Here is an 18,456-nt window from a genome sequence, read left to right as displayed (position 1 = left end):
GCCGACGGGCCGGCCGCGCGGCGCCGGGACAGGGCCGCTCCCCCGCCCCTGCGCCGCGTGCCGCGAAGGTCAGGCCCGGTAGCCGAGGACGGTCATCATGCCCGTCTCCGCGTGGTAGACGTTGTGGCAGTGCACCATCCACAGGCCCGGGTTGTCGGCGTCGAAGTCGACGGCGAGCGTCGCGCCCGGCAGCACGATCGCGGTGTCCTTGCGGGGCCCGTCACCGGGCAGCGCGAAGGTGTGGCCGTGCAGGTGGACGGGGTGCCACATGCTCGTGGTGTTGCGGAACTCCAGCCGCACCCGCTCCCCCGCCGCGACCGGGTGGCGCTGCGCCGGGTCGTACCGGCGGCCGTTGAACGCCCAGTCGGCCTTCGCCATGCCGCCGGTGAGCTCCAGCCGCACCGTCCGGTCCGGCGCCCTGGCGGGCAGTCGCACGCTCGGGTCGGCCTTGAGCTGTGCCGCGCCGAGCAGCCTGCCGTCCAGCTCCGCCGGGCGCACCGAGGCGTCCGGCGCGGCGCCGCCGCCGGTGCGCAGCAGGGCGAGTGCGGCGGCGTTCTTGCCCTCGGCGAGCGCGGTCAGCGGGAACACGCCGTCCTGGACGGTCACCAGCACGTCGTAGCGCTCGCCCATGCCGAGCAGCAGCGCCTGGGTGGTGGCCGGCTCGACCGGGAAGCCGTCGGTGTGGGTGACGGTCAGCTCGTGGCCGCCCAGCGCGACCCGGTAGGCGGTGTCGCCGCCCGCGTTGATCAGCCGGATCCGGACCCGGTCGCCGGGCTTGGCGGTGAAGGTCTCGGGCGCGGTGGCGAGCCGGCCGTTGACCAGGTGGAACGGATAGCCGACGTCGCCCGCGTCGCCGCCGAGCAGCGCGCTGCGGGCACCCATCAGCATCCGGGACGGGCCGACGGCGGTGGGCGGGGCGGAGCTCGGGGTGCCGGTTGGAGTGCCGCCCATGGCCGCCATGTCGTGGCCGCCCATCGCCGAGTGGTCCATCCCCGCGTGGTCCATCCCGCCCATGCCCCGGGCGAGTTCGGCGAGCACGGCGTCCGGGGTGCTGCCGTCGACCCCGTCCACCCAGTCGTCCAGGACGACGACCCACTCCTTGTCGTAGCGCAGCGGCTCCCTCGGGTCCTCGACGATCAGCGGCGCGTACAGGCCGCGGTCCTGCTGGACACCGGAGTGCGGGTGGAACCAGTACGTCCCCGGGTGGGCGAGCGCGAAGCGGTACTCGAAGCCGGCGCCCGCCCGCACCGCGTCCTGGGTGAGCCCGGGCACGCCGTCCATGTCGTTGCGCAGCGCGAGGCCGTGCCAGTGCAACGAGGTGGGCTGCGGCAGGTGGTTGGCGAGACTGACGGCGAGCGTCTCGCCGACCGTGGCGCGCACCTCCTGGCCGGGCAGGCGGTCGCCGTACGCCCAGCTGCGGACGGTGCGGCCGCCCAGGTCGAGCGTCGTCTCGGTGGCGGTGAGCGCGACCTTGCGCTCCGGCCCGGGCCCGCGCCGAGCCTCGGCGGCGGCGACCTCGGGGCCGCCGGGGGCGACGAAGCCGCCCGGGGTGGTGGGGGCGGCGCCCCGATGGTCCATGCCCTTCATCGGATCGGCGGAACAGGCGGCGAGCAGACCGGTGCCGGCGGCGGCGAGCGCCGCGCCGAGCACGGTACGACGGGTGGGTGTGCGCATGACGGAGTGCACCTCGTGCGGTGGGTGTGGGTGAGCAGGGCGTCGCGACGGCCGTCCCGCCCGCGCCGGAGCGCGGACACGGGGCGGCCGGCACGCGCCTACTGGCGCAGCACCGACAACCGGGCGAGGAGGATCCGCCCGCCTCCGGGCGGCGGCAGCGCGCGAACGGCCCGCAGCAGCCGGGCCCTCACCTCGGCGGCGACGTCACCGCTGTACCGCAGCAGGGGGCCGGCGATGAGGAGCAGCAACGTCCAGCCGGCGAGGACGGCCAGACACACCGTCATCGGATCCATGCCGTCGGCCGCCGTGGTGTGCACCGTCTCCTCGGCGCCCGCCGGGTGACCGGCGCTCACGGCGTGCCGCGCCGGCCCGTGGCCTGCCCCGTGCTCCGCCCCGTGCCCGCCGGCAGTCGGATGGCCGAGCGTGTGCATCGCCACGATGCCGAGCAGGAGCGCTGCGAGGAGCAGCAGGCGCAGGGCCCGGGGGACGGCCGGACGCGGCTCCGCCATCGTCCACCTCCCGACCGATCCCGCCACCAGTTACCCCCGCAGGGTATCCCGAGTCACGGCCCCCGGCCGCGCCGGGGCAGGTCGCCCGGCCCCTGCCTTCCCCGCCGCCGAAGATCGATCCGTTAGCATCCGTCAGCAGTTTGTCGACACGGAACCGGGCGGCACGCCGGTCCGGGGCTCATCAACGGGGGAAAGACATGGCAGATCCTGATCTGGCCTTGGAGTTCAAGGTCAACCCAGCCGAACTGGACGGCTGCGGACAGAGCGCTCAGCACATCGGCGGACTCATACCGGGCGAGACCGCGAAGATCACCGACCCGTGCAACCAGGCCGCCGGGGGCCTGAAGGGCTGGCTCACCGCCGCCGCCATCCAGAACTGCGGCACGAACTGGAAGACGCTGCTGGACAAGCTCGGCGGCGACATGGGCGACGTCGGCACCAAGCTCGCCACGTCAGCCGCCTACTACCGCCAGGTCGAGAAGGACATCCATGGGAGCATGCGGAACCCGGCCGCACCGGTCCCCAACGAACCGGACCCCTTCAACACGACCTTCGTCCCGGGCCCCGTGAAGCCCGCCAACGCGAAGGCGGCCGCGTAAGCGATGGACATCAAGACCCTCCACGACGCCGACCTCATCAACCTCACCACCGCGAAGACCGCCTTCGACACCCTCGCCACCGCCTTCGGCCAGCACGTCGAGAACTGGCAGCACGAGGTCGTCGACCGGCTGAACCACTCCCAGTGGACCGGGAACGCCGCCGGTCACGCCCAGGCCCGGATCCAGCTCCTGGAGAACGAACTCCAAGCCGCCCAACAGGAGATCGGCCTCGTCAGCAGGGCCCTGTACGACGCGGCCGAGGGCTTCGCCGCCACCCAGGCACACCTGATCAACGCCCTCGACGACGCCAGGACCCACAAGCTGACCGTCGCCGCCGACGGCGGGATCACCTGGGACAACGACCCCGGCTCCGCCACCTTCGCCGGCACCGACGCCGAGTCGCAGGCCCGGCAGATCAGCAGCCGGATCACGGCCGCCCTCGCCGAGGCCGACCACGCGGACCAGACGATCAGCGCCCGGCTCGCCCACCTGGCCGGCAACGCGAGCGACGGCACCGGACTCGACGCCGCCACGGCGAAGACCGACCTGGCCGCCGCGAACGCGCTCGAACAGGTCCCCGCCGCCGGCACCGACCCGAACAGCGTCAAGGGCTGGTGGAACGGGCTGACCGACGAGCAGCAGCACCGGATGATCCTCAACCACCCCGACCAGGTCGGCGCCCTCGACGGCGTCCCCGCGCTCGCCCGGGACCAGGCCAACCGGATCAACCTCCAGCGTGGCAAGCAGGACCTCCAACACCAGCTCGACGGCCTCGGCCCGGAGCCCAAGCACTACCTGTCCGTCGCCGAGACCAACGGCGGGCCCGTCCAGAACCCCGACTACACGGCGTGGAAGCAGAAACGCGACGACCTCGAAGACAAGCTGAAGGGCGTGACGGCCATCGAGAACCGGCTGAACACCCCGGTCAACGCCGAACACCCGCCCACCTTCCTGCTGGGCTTCGACACCAACGGCAAGGGCCACGCGATCATCGCGGCCAACAACCCCGACACCGCCGACAACGTGTCGACCTACGTACCCGGCACCGGCGCCCGGCTCGGCAGCATCGGCAGCGACATCAACCGCTCCGACCTGATGGTCCAGTCGGCCAACACCGCCAACAAGAACTCGAAGACCACCTCGTCGATCACCTGGGTCGGCTACGACGCTCCGCAGACGATCATCCCCGAGGCCGCGGACGACAAGTACGCGAAGAACGCGGAGGACAAGCTGCACGCCTTCGAGACCGGGCTGCACGCCACGCACGAGGGGAAGCTGTCGAACAACACCGTCCTCGCCCACAGCTACGGCACCACGACCGTGGGCTACACGATGCGGGACAAGGGCCTTCCGGTCGACAACGTCGTCCTCATCGCCAGCCCCGGCTGCGGCGTCGAAAACGCCAAGGACCTGAACATCGACCCGTCCCGCGTGTACGTGGCTCAGAGCCCGGCCGACGCGATCGGCTGGGCCGCCGCCACCGACCCCGGCGGGATGACGGACAACATCGTCGACAACGTCGCCAGCTCGTGGGGCCTCGGCGACGGTGACCACCACCTGATCCACGGCCGACAGACCACCGTCCCCCAGTTCGGCGCGCAGATCCTGCCCACCGACCCCAAGGCGGGGCACTCGGACTACTGGAACGAGAATTCGCCCACCCTGACCTCCATGGGGGAGATCATCGCCGGAAAGCGGGCCTCATGAGCACCACCGAGCACGCCCCACTGATCAAGCGGGTCACCGCCGCCGCTGCACTCGCGGTCACCGTACTGGCCCTGAACGGCTGCGGCGTGCAGACCTTGAACGAGCGGTCGAAGCCCACGATCACCCTGGACCAGGCCAAGAAGCAGATCGACACCTACCTCGCCGACACCCTGGCCAAGCTGCCGGTCAAGCCGACGGCGAGCTCGAGCGATTTCTTCGACATGGAATGCGACGCCAACGACATCGGCCCGCACGGCAGGACGCAGACCCATCGGGGATACGACTTCGAGGACCTCCCCCTGTCCGGCAGGACGGAGGTCGCGGACGCCTTCCGCGTCTACCTGACGGGACAAGGCTTTCAGCCGGTCGAGGACCCGCCCGGCTTCCATCCCGGCTGGGTGAAGCTGAAGAACCCCAAGGACAACTTCCTCGCCGTCCTGGACGGCGCCACGGATTCGAGCCGCCTTCTCAAGCTGACCGTCAGCTCCCCCTGCGTCTGGCCCGACGGCACGCCGCCGGCCTGATCCGAGCCGCCGCACCGGGGCCGCACCCTCCGCAGGGTGCGGCCCCTGCACGTCCGCCCGCGCCGACCCCGGAACAAACCCCGAGGAACGTCCCCTAAGGGCGTAGACGCGCCCGGGGGCGGGCATGGCTGAATCGTGGAACCCCGAGCAGCAGCCGTGAGAAGGTGTCGGCCATGAAGGTGATCGAGTTCGTCCTCAATGTCATTTGGCTGATCTTCTGCGGTATCTGGATGGCCATTGCCTATACCGTCGCCGGAATTATCTGCTGCGTGCTGATCGTGACCATCCCGTTCGGCGTCGCATCCTTCCGAATTGCCGGCTTCATACTGTGGCCGTTCGGGCGGACGACCGTGGAGAAGCCGGGGGCCGGGGCGGCGTCCTGCGTCGGGAACGTCATCTGGCTGATCTTCGCGGGCTGGTGGCTGGCGATCGCGCACCTGGTGACCAGCATCCCGCTGTTCCTGTCGATCATCGGCATCCCGTTCGGCTGGGCGAACCTCAAGATGATCCCGATCTCCCTCATGCCGCTCGGCCGCGAGGTCGTCCCCACCGACCAGGCCTGGGGCGCCCGGTAGCCGTTCGAGAAGCAGCCGCAGGATAAACGGCCCCGGGCCGGCGGAAGAACCGCCGGCCCGGGGCCGTTCGGTGTGTGCGGACGGGCGGGCTCGTACCGGGCGGCGGTGGGGCGGCGGCGGCCCGAGGGCCGGTTGCGGGTCAGGTCAGAGGCCGAGCAGGCGCACGGCCTCCGCGCGAATCTCGACCTTGCGGACCTTGCCGGTGACGGTCATCGGGAACTCCTCGACCACGTGCACGTACCGCGGGATCTTGACGTGGGCGAGCCGGCCGGCGCAGTAGGTGCGGACGGTGTCGGCGGTGAGCGGCTCGGCTCCCGCGCGCATGCGGATCCACGCCATCAACTCCTCGCCGTACCGGGCGTCGGGCACACCGACGACCTGGACGTCGAGGACGTCGGGGTGGGTGTACAGGAACTCCTCGATCTCGCGCGGGTAGAGGTTCTCGCCGCCGCGGATGACCATGTCCTTGATCCGGCCGGTGATGGCGAGGTAGCCGTCCCGGTCCATGACGGCGAGGTCGCCGGTGTGCATCCAGCGGGCGGCGTCGACGGCCTCGGCGGTGCGCTCGGGCTCGCCCCAGTAACCGAGCATGACGGAGTAGCCGCGGGTGCAGAGTTCACCGGGCTCGCCGCGCGGGACGGTCCGGCCGGTGGCCGGGTCGATGACCTTGACCTCCAGGTGCGGGCCGACCCGGCCGACGGTGGAGACCCGGCGGTCGACCGTGTCGTCGGCGCGGGTCTGGGTGGAGACGGGCGAGGTCTCGGTCATGCCGTAGCAGATGGCGACCTCGGCCATGCCCATCCGGCCGATGACGTCCTTCATCACCTCGGCCGGGCAGGGGGAGCCCGCCATGATGCCGGTGCGCAGGCTGGTGAGGTCGTGGCGCGCGAAGTCGGGGTCGGCGAGTTCGGCGATGAACATGGTGGGCACCCCGTACAGCGAGGTGCAGCGCTCGGCGGCGACGGCGGCCAGGGTGGCGCCCGGGTCGAAGGAGGGCGCGGGGATCACCGTGCAGGCGCCGTGGGAGATGGCCGCGAGGTTCGCCATCACCATGCCGAAGCAGTGGTAGAACGGCACCGGGACGCAGATCCGGTCCTGCTCGGTGTAGTTGAGCAGTTCGCCGACGAAGTAGCCGTTGTTGAGGATGTTGTGGTGGGACAGGGTCGCACCCTTGGGGAAGCCGGTGGTCCCGGAGGTGTACTGGATGTTGATCGGGTCGTCCGGCGCCAACTCCCGCTGCCGCTGTGCGAGAAGGCCGGGGTCGGCGCGGCGCCCGGTGGCGAGCAGGGCGTCCCAGTCGGGGCCGCCGATCAGCACCCTCCGCTCCAACTCGGGGCACCCGGGCCGCACTTCCTCGATCATTCCGGCGTAGTCGGAGGTCTTGAAGCGCTCGGCAGCGACCAGCAGGCGGATCCCGGCCTGGTTCAGCACGTACGCCAACTCGTGTGAGCGGTAAGCAGGGTTGATGGTGACCAGGATCACGCCGAGCTTGGCGGTGGCGTACTGGGTGAGCGTCCACTCGGCGCAGTTGGGCGCCCAGATGCCGACCCGGTCGCCCTTGGCGATGCCGAGGTCGAGCAGGCCGAGGGCCAACGCGTCGACGTCGGCGGCGAGTTCGGCGTACGTCCAGCGGCGGGCGGTGGCCCGGTCGACCAGGGCGTCCCGTGCGGGGAAGGCGCGCACCGCGCGGTCGAGGTTCTCCCCGATGGTGTCGCCGAGCAGCGGCACGTCCGAGGTGCCGGAGGCGTAGCTGCGCGGGGTCGGCGTGGTCGGCACGTTCTGACTCCTGGGTGGGCGCGTGCGGGTCGGCCCCCATGGTCTCCGCCGCGCGCCCGCGCCACCACCCCCGAACGGGGGTGCGGACACGATGCTGGGGCCGTCCGTCGGGTTCGACGGACGGCCCCAGCAGTCGGGTCAGCCGTTGATGCAGGTGTTGCCGAAGGCCGGGTTGAGGATGCTGATGATGCCGATCGAGTTGCCGCAGACGTTGGCCTCGAGGTTGATCGGGATCTGGATCTGGTTGCCGGAGAGCACACCGGGGGAACCGAAGGCGACACCGTTCGCGGTCGCGTCGCCCGCGGCAGCGGTGCCGGCACCGGCCAGAACGGCCACAGCGGCGAGTGCGGTGGCGGCGAGGGTGGTACGAATACGCATTGCGTCACTCCTTGTGAGGGCAGCGAACATCCATGTGACGAACACACTCGCACCGATCGAACTCGATGGCAGGCCGGGAACGGCCGAATTGGTCACTCAGAGGGCGTGTCGCCCTCCCGCTCCCCCGGCACCGGCCGCACCGACCCGGACGCGCTCACCCATTCCAGCAGGTCCCGGGCCGGTTCGAGCCCCGGTTCGGCCGCCACCGCGCGGTGCAGCAGTCCGAGCGCGAACACCCTGTCACCTGCCGCCAGCGCGTCCAGCGCCCGGTTGTAGTCGATCCGAGCGGCGTAACGCAGCCGGAACAGCACGCCGAGATCCTCCCGGCAGGACGGACAGCGCAGGCCCTGCGGGTCCGCCGGGACGGCGCACTGCGGGCAGCGCACCTCGATCGGCGGAACCTCGGCAGCCTGCCCGCCGATCGGGTGCGCGTCGGCCGGGGACACCTCGGACGGTGGTACCTCGGACGGAGTCAGGTCGGACGGAGTCACGTCGGAGTTCATCGCGGACCGGCCTCCTCCGGGCGGACCGGGCCGAGCGACTCCGCGAGCGGCTCGCTGCCCAGCTCCCGCTGCGCCTGCGCGTACAGCGCCAGCAGCGCCGAGCTGTGCTGGTTGGCGGCCTCCATGTTGGCCGACTCCACCGCCTCGTCCAGCCCGCGCAGCTCGGCCATGATCCGCTGGGCCAGCGCCGGCGAGACCATGTTCTGGTTGACGTAGACGTTGCACATGGTGAGCATCCGGAAGGTGTGCCCGAGCGAGTCGCACAGTTCGTCGGCCCGCTGGGCGGCGCGCATGGCGCCCTCCCAGTCGGCCGCCTCGCGGCGCAGCCGCAGGTCGGCGGCCACCGAGCGCAGCCGGTCGAGGTCGCTCGGGTCGAGGTGCTTCTCGCAGTAGTGGATGAACAGGCTGAGGTACGCCTCCGAGCCGCGCACCCAGCGCTGGGCCTTGAGCTGGCGCTGGGCCCGCTCCAGCGCCTCGTCCACCGACTGGCCGCGGGTCTGGCCGGCGGCCAGGTCGTCCAGGCTGTCCATGAGGCGCTGCGCCTCGCGCATCTCGGCCTCGGTGAGCTCGCCGCCCCAGCGGTCGGTGAAGGTCTCGATCTGCCGCTGCTGCTCCTCGACCTGGACCTTGAGCTCGGGGTCGAGGGTGACGCGCTCCAGCTTGACGGTCTTCTCGCCGCCGCCCTGGATCCGCACCGACAGGGTGATGGTGCGGTCCCGGTCGAGGCCGAAGGACACCTCCACCGGGGTGCGGCCGCCGAGCCCGGCGGGCAGCCGCAGGGTCAGGTGGCCGATCAGCTCGTTCTGCTGGGCGATCTCGTGCTCGCCCTCGTAGACCGCGATCTCCAGCCGCTGGCGGCCGCTGCCGGAGACCACGAACTCGCGGCTGACCGGCGAACTGGTCGGGTAACTGGTGTTCTTGGGGATGATGACGGCCAGCCGGCCGTCGTTGAGCTCGATGCCGAGGTTCTTCGGGGTGATGTCGAACGGGTTGGTGACCTGCATCAGCTCGCCGCAGCCCTGGCAGGCCTCGCTGCCCGGCGGGTTGACCACGCCGCAGGCCGCGCAGCGCAGGCCGACGTCCTCGGCGGCGGTCGAGGCGACCCTGGTCTGCCCGGGTGCGGCGGAGTTGAGCGCCTCGCCGCACAGTTCGCAGGCGGAGACGCCGGGGGCGGCGGGGGTGCCGCAGCGCGGACAGTTGTCGCTGCGCACGGCGGTGGCCGCCTGGGACTGCGCCGGGATGGCCGCGCCGACGGCCGAACCGCCCAGCTCCTGGCCGCACTTGGGGCAGGCGGCCGCCTCGGCGTCGACCGGGAGGTGGCAGCCGGTGCAGGAGACCCGGGGCCCGCCGAGCAGCGTGGTGGCGCAGTTGGCGCAGTTGGAGGCGGAAAGGTCGCCGGGGGCCCGGCACTCGGGGCACTCCACCTCGCCGACCAGCGCGGACTGCACGGCCGCGCCGAGCGCCACGCACTGCATCGGGTTGACGCCGCGCCGGATCCGGCGCGGCCCGAAGACCTCGCCGAGCCGCCGGGCCACCAGCGGGATCGCGGTGGAGCCGCCGACCAGCACCACCTCGTCGATGTCCCCGACGGTGAGGTTGGCCTGCATGATGGCCTTGTGGGTCAGCTCGATGGTGCGCTCGATCTGGGCCTCGATCAGCTCCTCGAAGCGGGCCCGTTCGAACTCCGTCTCCAGCACCAGCTGGCCGGCGCCGAGGCCGGGCAGGATCACCTCGGAGGCCTCCTGGTGGGAGAGCTCGATCTTGATGGTCTCGGCCGTGGAGGCGATCTTGGGGCGGTCCCGCAGGTCGGGCTGGTAGTCCGCGCCGTACTCCTCGCGGATGTCCTCCAGCAGCGCGGTGGTGATGGCCCGGTCGAAGTCGTCGCCGCCGAGCAGGTTGTCGCCCTCGATGCCGAGCACCGAGACCGAGCCGGGCACCAGCAGCAGGATGGAGATGTCGAAGGTGCCGCCGCCGAGGTCGTAGACCAGGACGGTCCGGCCCTCGTCGCCGGCCTCGGAGGTGATCCCGTAGGCGAGCGCGGCGGCGGTCGGCTCGTTGATGATCCGCAGCACGTGCAGGCCGGCCATCCGGCCCGCCTCCTGGGTCGCGGCGACCTGCCGTTCGCCGAAGTACGCGGGGACGGTGATGACGGCCCGGTGGAAGGGCTCGCCGAAGCGCTGCTCGGCGTCCTCCTTGAGGCGGTGCAGGATGATCGCGGAGATCTCGATCGGGGTGTAGGAGCGGCCGTTGAACCAGACGTTGACGTCGCCGTCGGTGCCGGCCGTGACCTTGTAGTCGACCTCCTTGAGGGCCGCCTGGACCTGCGGGTCCTTGAACTTGCGGCCCATGAAGCGCTTGACCGAGCGGATCACGTTGACGCCGTCGATGGCGACCCGGCTGCGCGCCGTGGAGCCGACCAGCAGTTCGCCCTTGCGGCCGCTGCCGACCACGGAGGGCGTGGCCTCCTGGTTCTGCCGGTTGAAGATGATCTCCGGCTCGCCCCGGCGCAGGTGGGCCACCACCGAGTTGGTGGTGCCCAGGTCGATGCCGAGTGTGCGGTACATGTCGTTCCCCTCTTGCCCCTCGTGGTCCTGGCTACTTCTTCCGCTTGCGCCGGCCGCCCGCGGCCGTTCCCTTCCGGCGGGCCCGGGGCGGGGCCGCCGTGGCCCGGGCGGCGGGGTTCACCGGCGCGGCGGCGGGTTCGGGGCCGCCGTCCGCGTCCTCGGCTTCCGTGGGTCCGGTGTCGTCGCCCCCGGCTTCCGTAGGCTCAAGGTCCGGCGCCGCAGCCCCCTCCGGTGCGGGCTCCAGGGCCCGCTCGACGTCCTCCGCGAGGACCGGCTCCCCCACCGGGGCGGGCTCGGGCACCGCGGCGACGACGACCTGGGCGCGGCGCAGCACCTCCTCCTCCCAGAAGAACCCGGTGACCACCGTCCGGACGACCGTCTCCGGCGCCACTGCGGGACGCGGCTCGGTGCCGACGATCTCGGTCAGCGCCGGGTCCGCCGCCAGCCCCTCCAGCCGCATCGGGCGCACCCCGGCCTTGGCGAGGCGGCCGAGCAGCCGCCGGCGGGTGGCCTCGATCCCGGTACCGCGTCCGAGCAGCACCAGCTCCCGGTCCAGGCCGAGCGCGGCGAGGGCGTCGTCCACCTCGACCAGGATGCCCAGCAGGTCCCGCTGGGTGGCCCGGGCGGTCTGCGCCTCCTCGGCCCGCAGGCGCTGCAGGAGGGAGGCCCGGTACAGCAGTTGGCTGAACGCCTGGTCGAGGTCGACCTCCAGGGCGCGCTGCGGGACGTCCAGCGGCCGGTGGCCGTCGGGCGCGGGAGCGGTCGGCGTGTCGGTCATTCGGGTACCTCGATCTGCGGCAGCACGGACAGGTCGGCCGCGTAGCGGGCGGGGACGGGCGGTTCGGGGTCGGCTCCGCCGGGGGCGGGTTCGGCGAAGTCGGCCGCCGCCTCGGCCCGGTGCAGCACCAGGAGGGCGGCGGCGGGCGGCAGCGGCGGGCGTTCGACGACCAGCAGCGGTTCGGCGAGGGCGGGCGCCAGCAGGTCGGCGGCCTGGTCGACCGGCTCCGGCGGCAGGGGGCGCTGGAGGTCCAGCTCCAGCCGCCGGTCGGGGTTGCGCAGCAGGGCGGCGGCGTCCTGGATCTGCTGGCGGGTGTAGCGGCCGGCCTTCATCGCCGGGCCGACGGCGAGGTTGATCTCGCGCACGCCGGCCGTGAGCGCAACGCCCAGGACCTCGTACGGCGACGGTTCGTGCAGTGGCATGGCGGGCGGCTTCTCTCCTCACGGCTGACGGTTGCTCAGGGATTGGATGTGGCTCGGGGATTGGCTGTGGCTGTGGATCAGGGATGGGCGCATGGGCTACGACGACGGCGGCGGCTCCGCGGTTGCCGTCAGCGCAGTGCGCCGATCCTCCGTTGCAGGGCGCGCAGGTCGCGGTCGTCCGGGTTGTACTCGACGGCCTTGCCGATCAGCGAGCGGGCCTCCCGGAACTGGCGCAGGTTGGCCCGGCTGACGGCGTAGGAGCTGTAGACGACGCTGAGTTCGACGTGCAGCTTGGCGACGTCCTCCGGGGTGCGGGAGAGCGCAAGCGCCTCCTCCAGCAGCCGGATCGCGTCGCGGTAGCGGTTGGCCTCGTAGTGGCCGATGGCCTCGCCGCGCCAGACGCTGACCATCAGGCGGCGGATCTCGTCCGAGTCGTCGTAGGACCTGGCCTTCTGGAGCATGGCGGCCTGGGTGGTGAACGGGCTGCCCTGGAGGTTGTCCAGCATGTGGTTGGCCAGCATCACGGCGACCCGGCGCGGGGCCTCCTCCTCGGTGTCGCCGTCCCATTCCGGGTCGGCGCGCAGGGCCTCCGCCATCCGGGCGACGGCGAGGGCGCGGTGGTCCGCGAAGGCGGCGATGCGGGAGAGGTGGCGCAGCACGAAGGCGAGGCCGAGCCGGTGATCCGGGTCGGGGTTGAGCGTGATCAGCTCCCGCCACGCGTCGGCGGCCTCCTCCAGTTCCGCTTCGGGGGCGTCGGGGCGGCTGAGCTGGCCGGCCCGGTTGCCGAGGGCGGCCTCCAGGAAGTGGACGGCGGTCGGGTCGCCGGGGGCGAGCTCCATGCTCTTGCGCAGCAGGACCAGGGCGCGGGGGTAGTCCTTGGCCTCGTTGTTGATCTTGCGGGCCCACTGGGCGTAGGTGGCGCCGAGGTCGCCGCGCACCTCGGGGTGGTCGGGGGCCAGCGCGAGGGCCTTCTCCAGGAGTTCGGTGGCACCCGCCTGGTCGTCGTCGCTGCTCTTGAGCAGGGCGCGGGCGGCCCGGACGCCGCACTCGGCGGCGATCGCGGGCGCGTCGGCGGGCAGGACGGCGCCGGGCACGGCCCGGGCGCGGGTGAGGCAGTCCAGGGCCTCGCGCCAGTCCTGGTTGCGGTGGTGCTCGCGGGCCTCGCTGACCAGGCTCTCGCCGAGCAGGTCCCGCCAGCCCGTTCCGCGTTCGGCCTCGGGCACCGCGTCCAGGGCGCCGACGGCGGCGGCCTGGCGGCCCTGGAGGAGCAGATAGCGCTGCGGGCCGAGGTCGCCGAACAGGCCGAGGGCCCTGGTCAGCGGGTGCCCGTCGGGGGTTTCCGGTCGCCGCCAGGCCTGTACGGCCTCGTCGAACCCGGCCGCCCAGGCGGCGAGTTCGGACTCCTGGCGGAGCAGCCGGTCGAGTGCGGGGCCGAGGGCGAGGCGCCGGGCGGGGCGGCCGGGCAGGGTGATCCGGACGTCCTCCTGGGCGAAGGCGTCGGCGCTGTGCGCCTCCATGCCGAGGCGCAGGGTCCAGGCGGTGACCTCGTCGCCGGTGCGGCCGGCGGCCCGGTCCAGCGCGCGCAGGTCCTCGCGGAGGCGGTCGGTGAGCGCGCTGCGGGCGGTGGACATCCGCTGCGGTTCGGCCGGGCGGCCGGTGATCCGGGCGGACTCCGCCCACAGGTCGGGCTGGTGCAGGGCGGCGACCAGGCAGCCGAGCGTCCAGGTCCAGATCCGCTCGTCCGGGCCTTCCGAGGTTTCCGAGGTTTCCGGGCCCGCCTGGAGGGAGACCGCGAGCCGGTAGCCGGCCAGGCCGAGCGCGTGCAGCAGCCGGGGGTGGGCCGGGTCCTTGAGCAGCAGGGCGTGGTAGCCGTCCCAGGCCTCGCGGTGGCGGCCCTCGACGGCGTGCTGGTGGGCCTCGTGCTCGGCGAGCAGGACGAGCGCGGCGGCGGCCTGCGGCCTGCCCGGGGCGAGGGTGAGGGCCTGGCGCAGGTCGCCGGCCGCGCGTCCGGGCTCGCCGGCGTCGAGGGCGGCGCCGGCCCGGCGGATCAGGACGGCGCCGCGCGCGGCGTCGGCGTCCGCCGGCAGGTCGGCCAACGCCTCGTCCAGTCGGCCGAGTTCGGCCCGCAGCAGGGCGAGGTCCAGCCGTACGGGCGCGGCGGCGGGGCTGTCGCCGAGGGCCTGCGCCCAGGCGGCGAGGACGGGTTCGGCCTGCTCGGGCACCCCGGCCCGGCGGGCGCAGTCCAGGACGGCGCGCAGCGCGGGGCCGGTGCAGCGTACGCAGCGTGGCGAGGCGCCGTCGGCGGGGCGGTGCAGGTGGGCGGCGCAGACCTCCCGGCCGCAGCCGGCGCAGGTGCCGGTGGCGGGGGCGGGGGCGGCGGCGGGGCAGACGGCGCAGTCGGCCGTCGCGGGCGGGGGCTGTGGCGGTTCGGGGGCCTGGCCGGCGGTCAGGAAGTGGCGGTACCAGTCCAGTGCGGCGGCCCAGTTGCCGGCCCGTTCGGCGAGCAGCGCCCGCAGCCGGGCGAGGCCCGGGTCGCCGGCCGGGTCGGGGGCGAGCGGGGCGAGCAGGGCGATGGTCTGGACCGGACGGCCGGTCAGCAGGGCGGCGGCGGCCAGGTGGTAGCGGTCGCGCGGCCCGGTGGCGGCGTCGAGCAGGGTGCTCAGCGGTTCGGTGGAGCCTGCGGCCAGGGCGAGGGCGGCGCGCAGCCGGGCCTGCCGGTGGGTGACGGAGCCGGGCAGGGTGTCGGCGAGGTCGAGGGCGGCGGCGGCCCGCTCGCGCGGTTCGGGCCGGTCGCGGCCGGTGATCAGGAGGTGCGCGGCCTCGCGCAGGGCGGCCTCGCGCAGCGCGGCCCGGTAGCCGGGGGCGGCCGGGTGGTCGGCGGCGGCCTGCTGCCAGAGCTCCCGGGCGGCCACCGGGTCGGCGGCCAGCCGGGTGCGGGCGAGCCGGTCTCGGGCCAGGGCCTGGCGTTCGCGCAGGTCCTCGTCGTGCAGCGGCTCCCAGCGGGCCAGGGCGCCGGCCGGGTCGTCGGTGCGGGCGAGGGCGAGACCGTGGTGGAAGGCGGCGATCCGGGCCCAGCGGGAGTCCGGTTCGACGTCGGCCTCGGCGCCGAGGACGGGCGCGGCCTCGGCGGCCTGCCCGGCGGCGAGCAGGGCCGCGCCGAGCCGGACCCGGGCGGGGCGCCAGTCGGGGGCGAGGCCGAGGCCGGTGCGGTAGTCGGCGGCCGCCTCGGCGGGGCGCGCGGCCCGTTCGTGCACCAGGGCGAGGCCGAACCGGGCCGGGGCGAAGGAGGGTTGGACGGTCAGGGCGGCGGTGAACTGGTCCCGGGCCTGCTCGTCGGCGCCGAGCAGCAGGGCGAGTCGGCCGAGGGCGTAGCGGGGGCGGGGGTCGCCGGGGGTCTCGGTGGCGGCGGCCGCGAGGTCGGACCAGGCGGCGTCGGTGGCGCCGAGCCGCTGCCGGGCCAGGCCCCGGAAGAGCAGGCTCTCGGTGCGCAGCGCCGGGCCGCGCCCCCACGGGGAGGGCTCGCCGGGGCCGCGGCGCAGCGCCTCGTCGAAGGCGGCGACGGCGGGTTCGTCCCGGTGCAGGGTGAACAGCTGGGCGCCCCAGCGGAACCAGAGTTCGCCGCTGCCGCCGGGTGCGGCCGCGGCGAGCAGGGTCTCGGCCTCGGCGGCGCGGTCGGTGTCGCGCAGCAGGGCGGCCCGGGCCAGGACCGGCCAGTCCCGGCCGGGCAGTGCGGCCAGCGACCGGGTGGTGGCGCTCTCGCGCTGCTCGGGGGAGCCCTCGCGGCAGAGCCGCTGGAGCCAGTCCGTGGCGCGGGCGGCGGCCGCGGCCTCCTCGCCGGGTTCGGCGCCGTCGGCGGTGGCCTGGAGGAAGGCGAGCAGCGGCCCGAGGTCGCCGTCGGGGGCGGATATCCGCTCCTCGGCGAGGCGGTGCAGGCTCCACCGGGGCAGTTGCCGGGCCGGGTCGGCGAGCAGCGGGAAGGCCTCGCGGTACAGGGCGAGGGTGGCCTGCTGGTCGCCGGTGGGGACGGTGGCCTCGGCCTGGCCGAGCAGGGCGAGGCCGCGTTGCGGGCGCAGTTCCTCGGGGCCGGCGGCGAGCCGTTGGGCGAGGCGCGCGTAGCGGCGCCGGGCCTGCGGGGCCTTGCCGGCGGCGAGCCGTTCGGCGGCCGCGGCCAGGGCCTTGGCCACGGCCTGGGCGTCCAGGCTCCGTCGGCGGCGGGCCAGTACGACGGCTGCCGCACCGGCCAGTGCCACCACGATCAGCAGCACCGCGAGCTGCACCATGCACCGTCCCCCTGCGCTTGGAAATACGCCGATCGATGATCAACACAAGGTGTGTGATCATGAGTTGACGCCGTTTCGATGTTGATCGAGTGCCCATCAGAATAGGCCCTCCACCGGACAGACGAACAGAATTGAGCACTATCCTGGGCGACGCAGCGGAAGCGGTGTGAGAACCACCGCGCGGGAACCGGCCCGAGGCCGGGTCGGGGCGAACAGGCCAACAGGCCAACAGGGTCCAGTCGGGGGATGCGTGTCCGAGTCGCGTTGGGTGCCCGGGCTCCGGTTCGGGCCGGAGTTCGACCCCGAGCAGTACGAGCTCCTGGAATTCCACCACCGGGGCGGCGAGGCCGAGGTGTGGCGGGCGGTGCGGACCGGCCACAGCGGGCTCAAGGAACTCGTCGCCGCGAAGATCATGCTGGAGCGCGACCCCTCCGAGGTGCGGCGCTGGCTCGGCCGCTGGGACGACGTCTCGCACAACGCCCACCGCCTGGGCGTGAACGACCTGGTGGTGCCCAGCTTCCTGCTCGGCCCTTCCCCGCACCGGCCCGGCGCCGCGCCCTCCGCCGGGCTGCTCGGCTACCAGATCTCCCCCTGGGTCGAGGGCGTGCCGCTGCACACCTGGGCCCGCACCCAGCGCGGCGGCCCGGCGGCGGTGGCCGAGGTGCTGGCCCGGCTCTGCCGGATCGTCGACGAACTGCACCGCAAACGCTGGGTGCACCGCGACATCTCCCCCGCCAACGTCCTGGTGGACGCCCAGAACCAGGTCAAGCTGATCGACCTGACCTTCCTGGCCCCGCTCGACCACACCCTCACCGTCGCGGTGTTCACCCCCGGGCACGTCCCGCCGGAGGCCGAGCAGGTCGGCGGCTTCCCCACCACCGCCAAGGACCTGTTCGCGGTCGGCACCCTCGCCCGCACCCTGCTGCTGCCCGACCACGGCCGGCTCGACCACCGGCTCGCCGCCGAACAGGCCCGCGCCGAACTCCTCGCCGCCGGCTACGGCGAGGACCTGGCGCGCTGGGCCTGCGAACCGCTCGCCCGCGAACCGGACCGCCGCCCCTCCCCGCTCGGCCCCTGGGTGGGCCGCGGCCGCGAACTCCTGCGCTCCCGCAGGCCGGTGGCGCGCACCACGGGCCTGGCCGTCCTGCCCGACCGGGCCGGCCGGCCGCTCCTGGTCACCGGCGGCGCCGACGGCACCGCACTGGCCGGCCCCGGACACCACGGGCAGCGCCTGCCGGCCGGCCAGGGGCCCGGCCCGGTCAGGGAGTTGCTGGCCGGCTGGGCCGGACGCCAGGGCGAACTGGTGGTCTGCGCCGAGGACCGCGGCGGGACGCTCTGGGTCGGCACCTCGGCCGGCTGGTGGGAGGCCGCGCGCGGCGTCAGCGGGCTCGCCGGGGCGGTCAACTCCGCCGGGGAGATGACGGTCTGGACGGCGGCCGGCGGCGCCCTGCGCTCCTACCGCTGGGCGCCCGGCCTCACCCTCACCGGCCAGGAGCTGCCCGGCTGCCCGGCCGACCGGGTGCTCGCCGCCCTGGAGGAGCGGGCCGGGTCCTGGCTGGTCCTGGTCGAGCACCGGGAGCAGGTGCTGAGCTGGCGACCGGGCTCGGCCGAGCGCCCCGCCCCGCTGGGGCCGCCCGGCGCCCTGCGCGCCGGGGCGCTGGCCCGCACCTCCGCCGGACCGCAGGCCGCCACGCTGCGCCCGGACGGCTCCGTCCAGCTGCACACCCTCGACACGGCCGGCCCGGCCCCCGAGATCGGCGACGGCGAGCCCTCCCTCGGCGTCGCGATGGCCGGCCACCGGGGCGGCCCGACGGTGGCGCTGGCCGGCGCGGGCGGCGTCCGGCTACGGCTGCCGGCCGGCGGCGCCTCCCGGCGGCCGCGCTGGTGGCGGCCGACGCTGCGCCCGGCCACCCGGGTCGCGCTCGCGATGGGCGAGGACTGGCGGCTGTGCCTGGCCGCGGTGGTGGAGGGCGAGTTGCAGTGCTGGCAGGAGGACGCGGCGTACCGGTGGCAGGCGGTGACGCTGCCCGAGCAGGGCTGAAGCGGGGCTTCGCGGGGCTGAACGGAACGCGCCGGGCCAGCGCGCCCGGGCTTCCGGTGGTCAGGTCGAAGCGGATGTCGGCCGAGTCGCGCCGGCCGAGCACCGTCACCTGCAACTCCTGGTCCA

14 protein-coding genes are annotated in these 18,456 nt (G+C 74.1%); 5 read left to right on the top strand and 9 right to left on the bottom strand.

Translation table 11 applies throughout. The features are described 5' to 3' along the window. Positions 1-69: 69 nt before the first annotated feature. Together AB0R04_RS29530 and AB0R04_RS29525 are read right to left on the bottom strand one after the other, a co-directional pair. Positions 70-1,674 (bottom strand): multicopper oxidase family protein, encoded by a 1,605-nt coding sequence (locus AB0R04_RS29530; RefSeq protein ID WP_363376586.1) that lies wholly within the window; start codon positions 1,672-1,674, stop codon positions 70-72. A gap of 98 nt (positions 1,675-1,772) precedes the next feature. Next, complete coding sequence (locus AB0R04_RS29525) at positions 1,773-2,183, bottom strand: DUF6153 family protein (protein ID WP_363376584.1); 411 nt, start codon at positions 2,181-2,183, stop codon at positions 1,773-1,775. A gap of 197 nt (positions 2,184-2,380) precedes the next feature. Between AB0R04_RS29525 and AB0R04_RS29520 the strand changes: the two genes are divergently transcribed. The 4 genes from AB0R04_RS29520 to AB0R04_RS29505 all read left to right on the top strand — a co-directional run bounded on the left by AB0R04_RS29520 (position 2,381) and on the right by AB0R04_RS29505 (position 5,588). Beyond that, positions 2,381-2,782 (top strand): hypothetical protein, encoded by a 402-nt coding sequence (locus AB0R04_RS29520; protein ID WP_363376583.1) that lies wholly within the window; start codon positions 2,381-2,383, stop codon positions 2,780-2,782. A 3-nt stretch (positions 2,783-2,785) separates the two neighbouring features. Then, positions 2,786-4,489: an alpha/beta hydrolase gene (locus tag AB0R04_RS29515; protein ID WP_363376581.1), complete on the top strand. Its 1,704-nt coding sequence runs from the start codon at positions 2,786-2,788 to the stop codon at positions 4,487-4,489. Beyond that, positions 4,486-5,013 (top strand): hypothetical protein, encoded by a 528-nt coding sequence (locus AB0R04_RS29510; protein WP_363376580.1) that lies wholly within the window; start codon positions 4,486-4,488, stop codon positions 5,011-5,013. The genes AB0R04_RS29515 and AB0R04_RS29510 overlap by 4 nt, the downstream gene beginning before the upstream one ends. A 173-nt stretch (positions 5,014-5,186) precedes the next feature. Next, positions 5,187-5,588, top strand: a complete 402-nt coding sequence (locus tag AB0R04_RS29505; protein ID WP_063346584.1) for a YccF domain-containing protein — start codon at positions 5,187-5,189, stop codon at positions 5,586-5,588. 144 nt (positions 5,589-5,732) lie between these two features. On the opposite strand, the gene AB0R04_RS29500 is transcribed toward AB0R04_RS29505, so the two are convergent. From AB0R04_RS29500 to AB0R04_RS29470, 7 genes are all read right to left on the bottom strand, one after another. Further along, the gene (locus AB0R04_RS29500) at positions 5,733-7,364 is read right to left on the bottom strand and encodes an AMP-binding protein (RefSeq protein ID WP_363376578.1); all 1,632 of its coding nucleotides are present in this window, start codon (positions 7,362-7,364) and stop codon (positions 5,733-5,735) included. Positions 7,365-7,502: 138 nt separating this feature from the next. Continuing rightward, positions 7,503-7,742, bottom strand: coding sequence for a chaplin (locus AB0R04_RS29495; protein ID WP_063346586.1), 240 nt, complete (start codon positions 7,740-7,742; stop codon positions 7,503-7,505). 92 nt (positions 7,743-7,834) lie between these two features. Then, positions 7,835-8,245, bottom strand: coding sequence for a hypothetical protein (locus AB0R04_RS29490; protein WP_363376576.1), 411 nt, complete (start codon positions 8,243-8,245; stop codon positions 7,835-7,837). Continuing rightward, complete coding sequence (locus tag AB0R04_RS29485; RefSeq protein ID WP_363376574.1) at positions 8,242-10,809, bottom strand: Hsp70 family protein; 2,568 nt, start codon at positions 10,807-10,809, stop codon at positions 8,242-8,244. Before AB0R04_RS29485 ends, AB0R04_RS29490 begins: the two co-directional genes overlap by 4 nt. Before the next feature lie 31 nt (positions 10,810-10,840). Beyond that, a complete protein-coding gene (gene grpE, locus AB0R04_RS29480) occupies positions 10,841-11,587 on the bottom strand; it encodes a nucleotide exchange factor GrpE (RefSeq protein WP_363376572.1) in 747 nt (248 codons plus the stop codon). After that, positions 11,584-12,009: a hypothetical protein gene (locus AB0R04_RS29475; RefSeq protein WP_063346590.1), complete on the bottom strand. Its 426-nt coding sequence runs from the start codon at positions 12,007-12,009 to the stop codon at positions 11,584-11,586. The genes grpE and AB0R04_RS29475 overlap by 4 nt, the downstream gene beginning before the upstream one ends. Positions 12,010-12,137: 128 nt before the next feature. Continuing rightward, a complete protein-coding gene (locus AB0R04_RS29470; protein ID WP_363376570.1) occupies positions 12,138-16,289 on the bottom strand; it encodes a hypothetical protein in 4,152 nt (1,383 codons plus the stop codon). Positions 16,290-16,539: 250 nt separating this feature from the next. Between AB0R04_RS29470 and AB0R04_RS29465 the strand changes: the two genes are divergently transcribed. Then, entirely contained in the window at positions 16,540-18,330 is a 1,791-nt protein-coding gene (locus AB0R04_RS29465) for a protein kinase (protein ID WP_363376568.1), read from the top strand. Positions 18,331-18,456: the final 126 nt, after the last annotated feature.

This window comes from Kitasatospora sp. NPDC056731, assembly GCF_040687675.1.
Classification (GTDB): domain Bacteria; phylum Actinomycetota; class Actinomycetes; order Streptomycetales; family Streptomycetaceae; genus Kitasatospora.
This window is presented reverse-complemented; position numbering and strand designations above follow the sequence as displayed.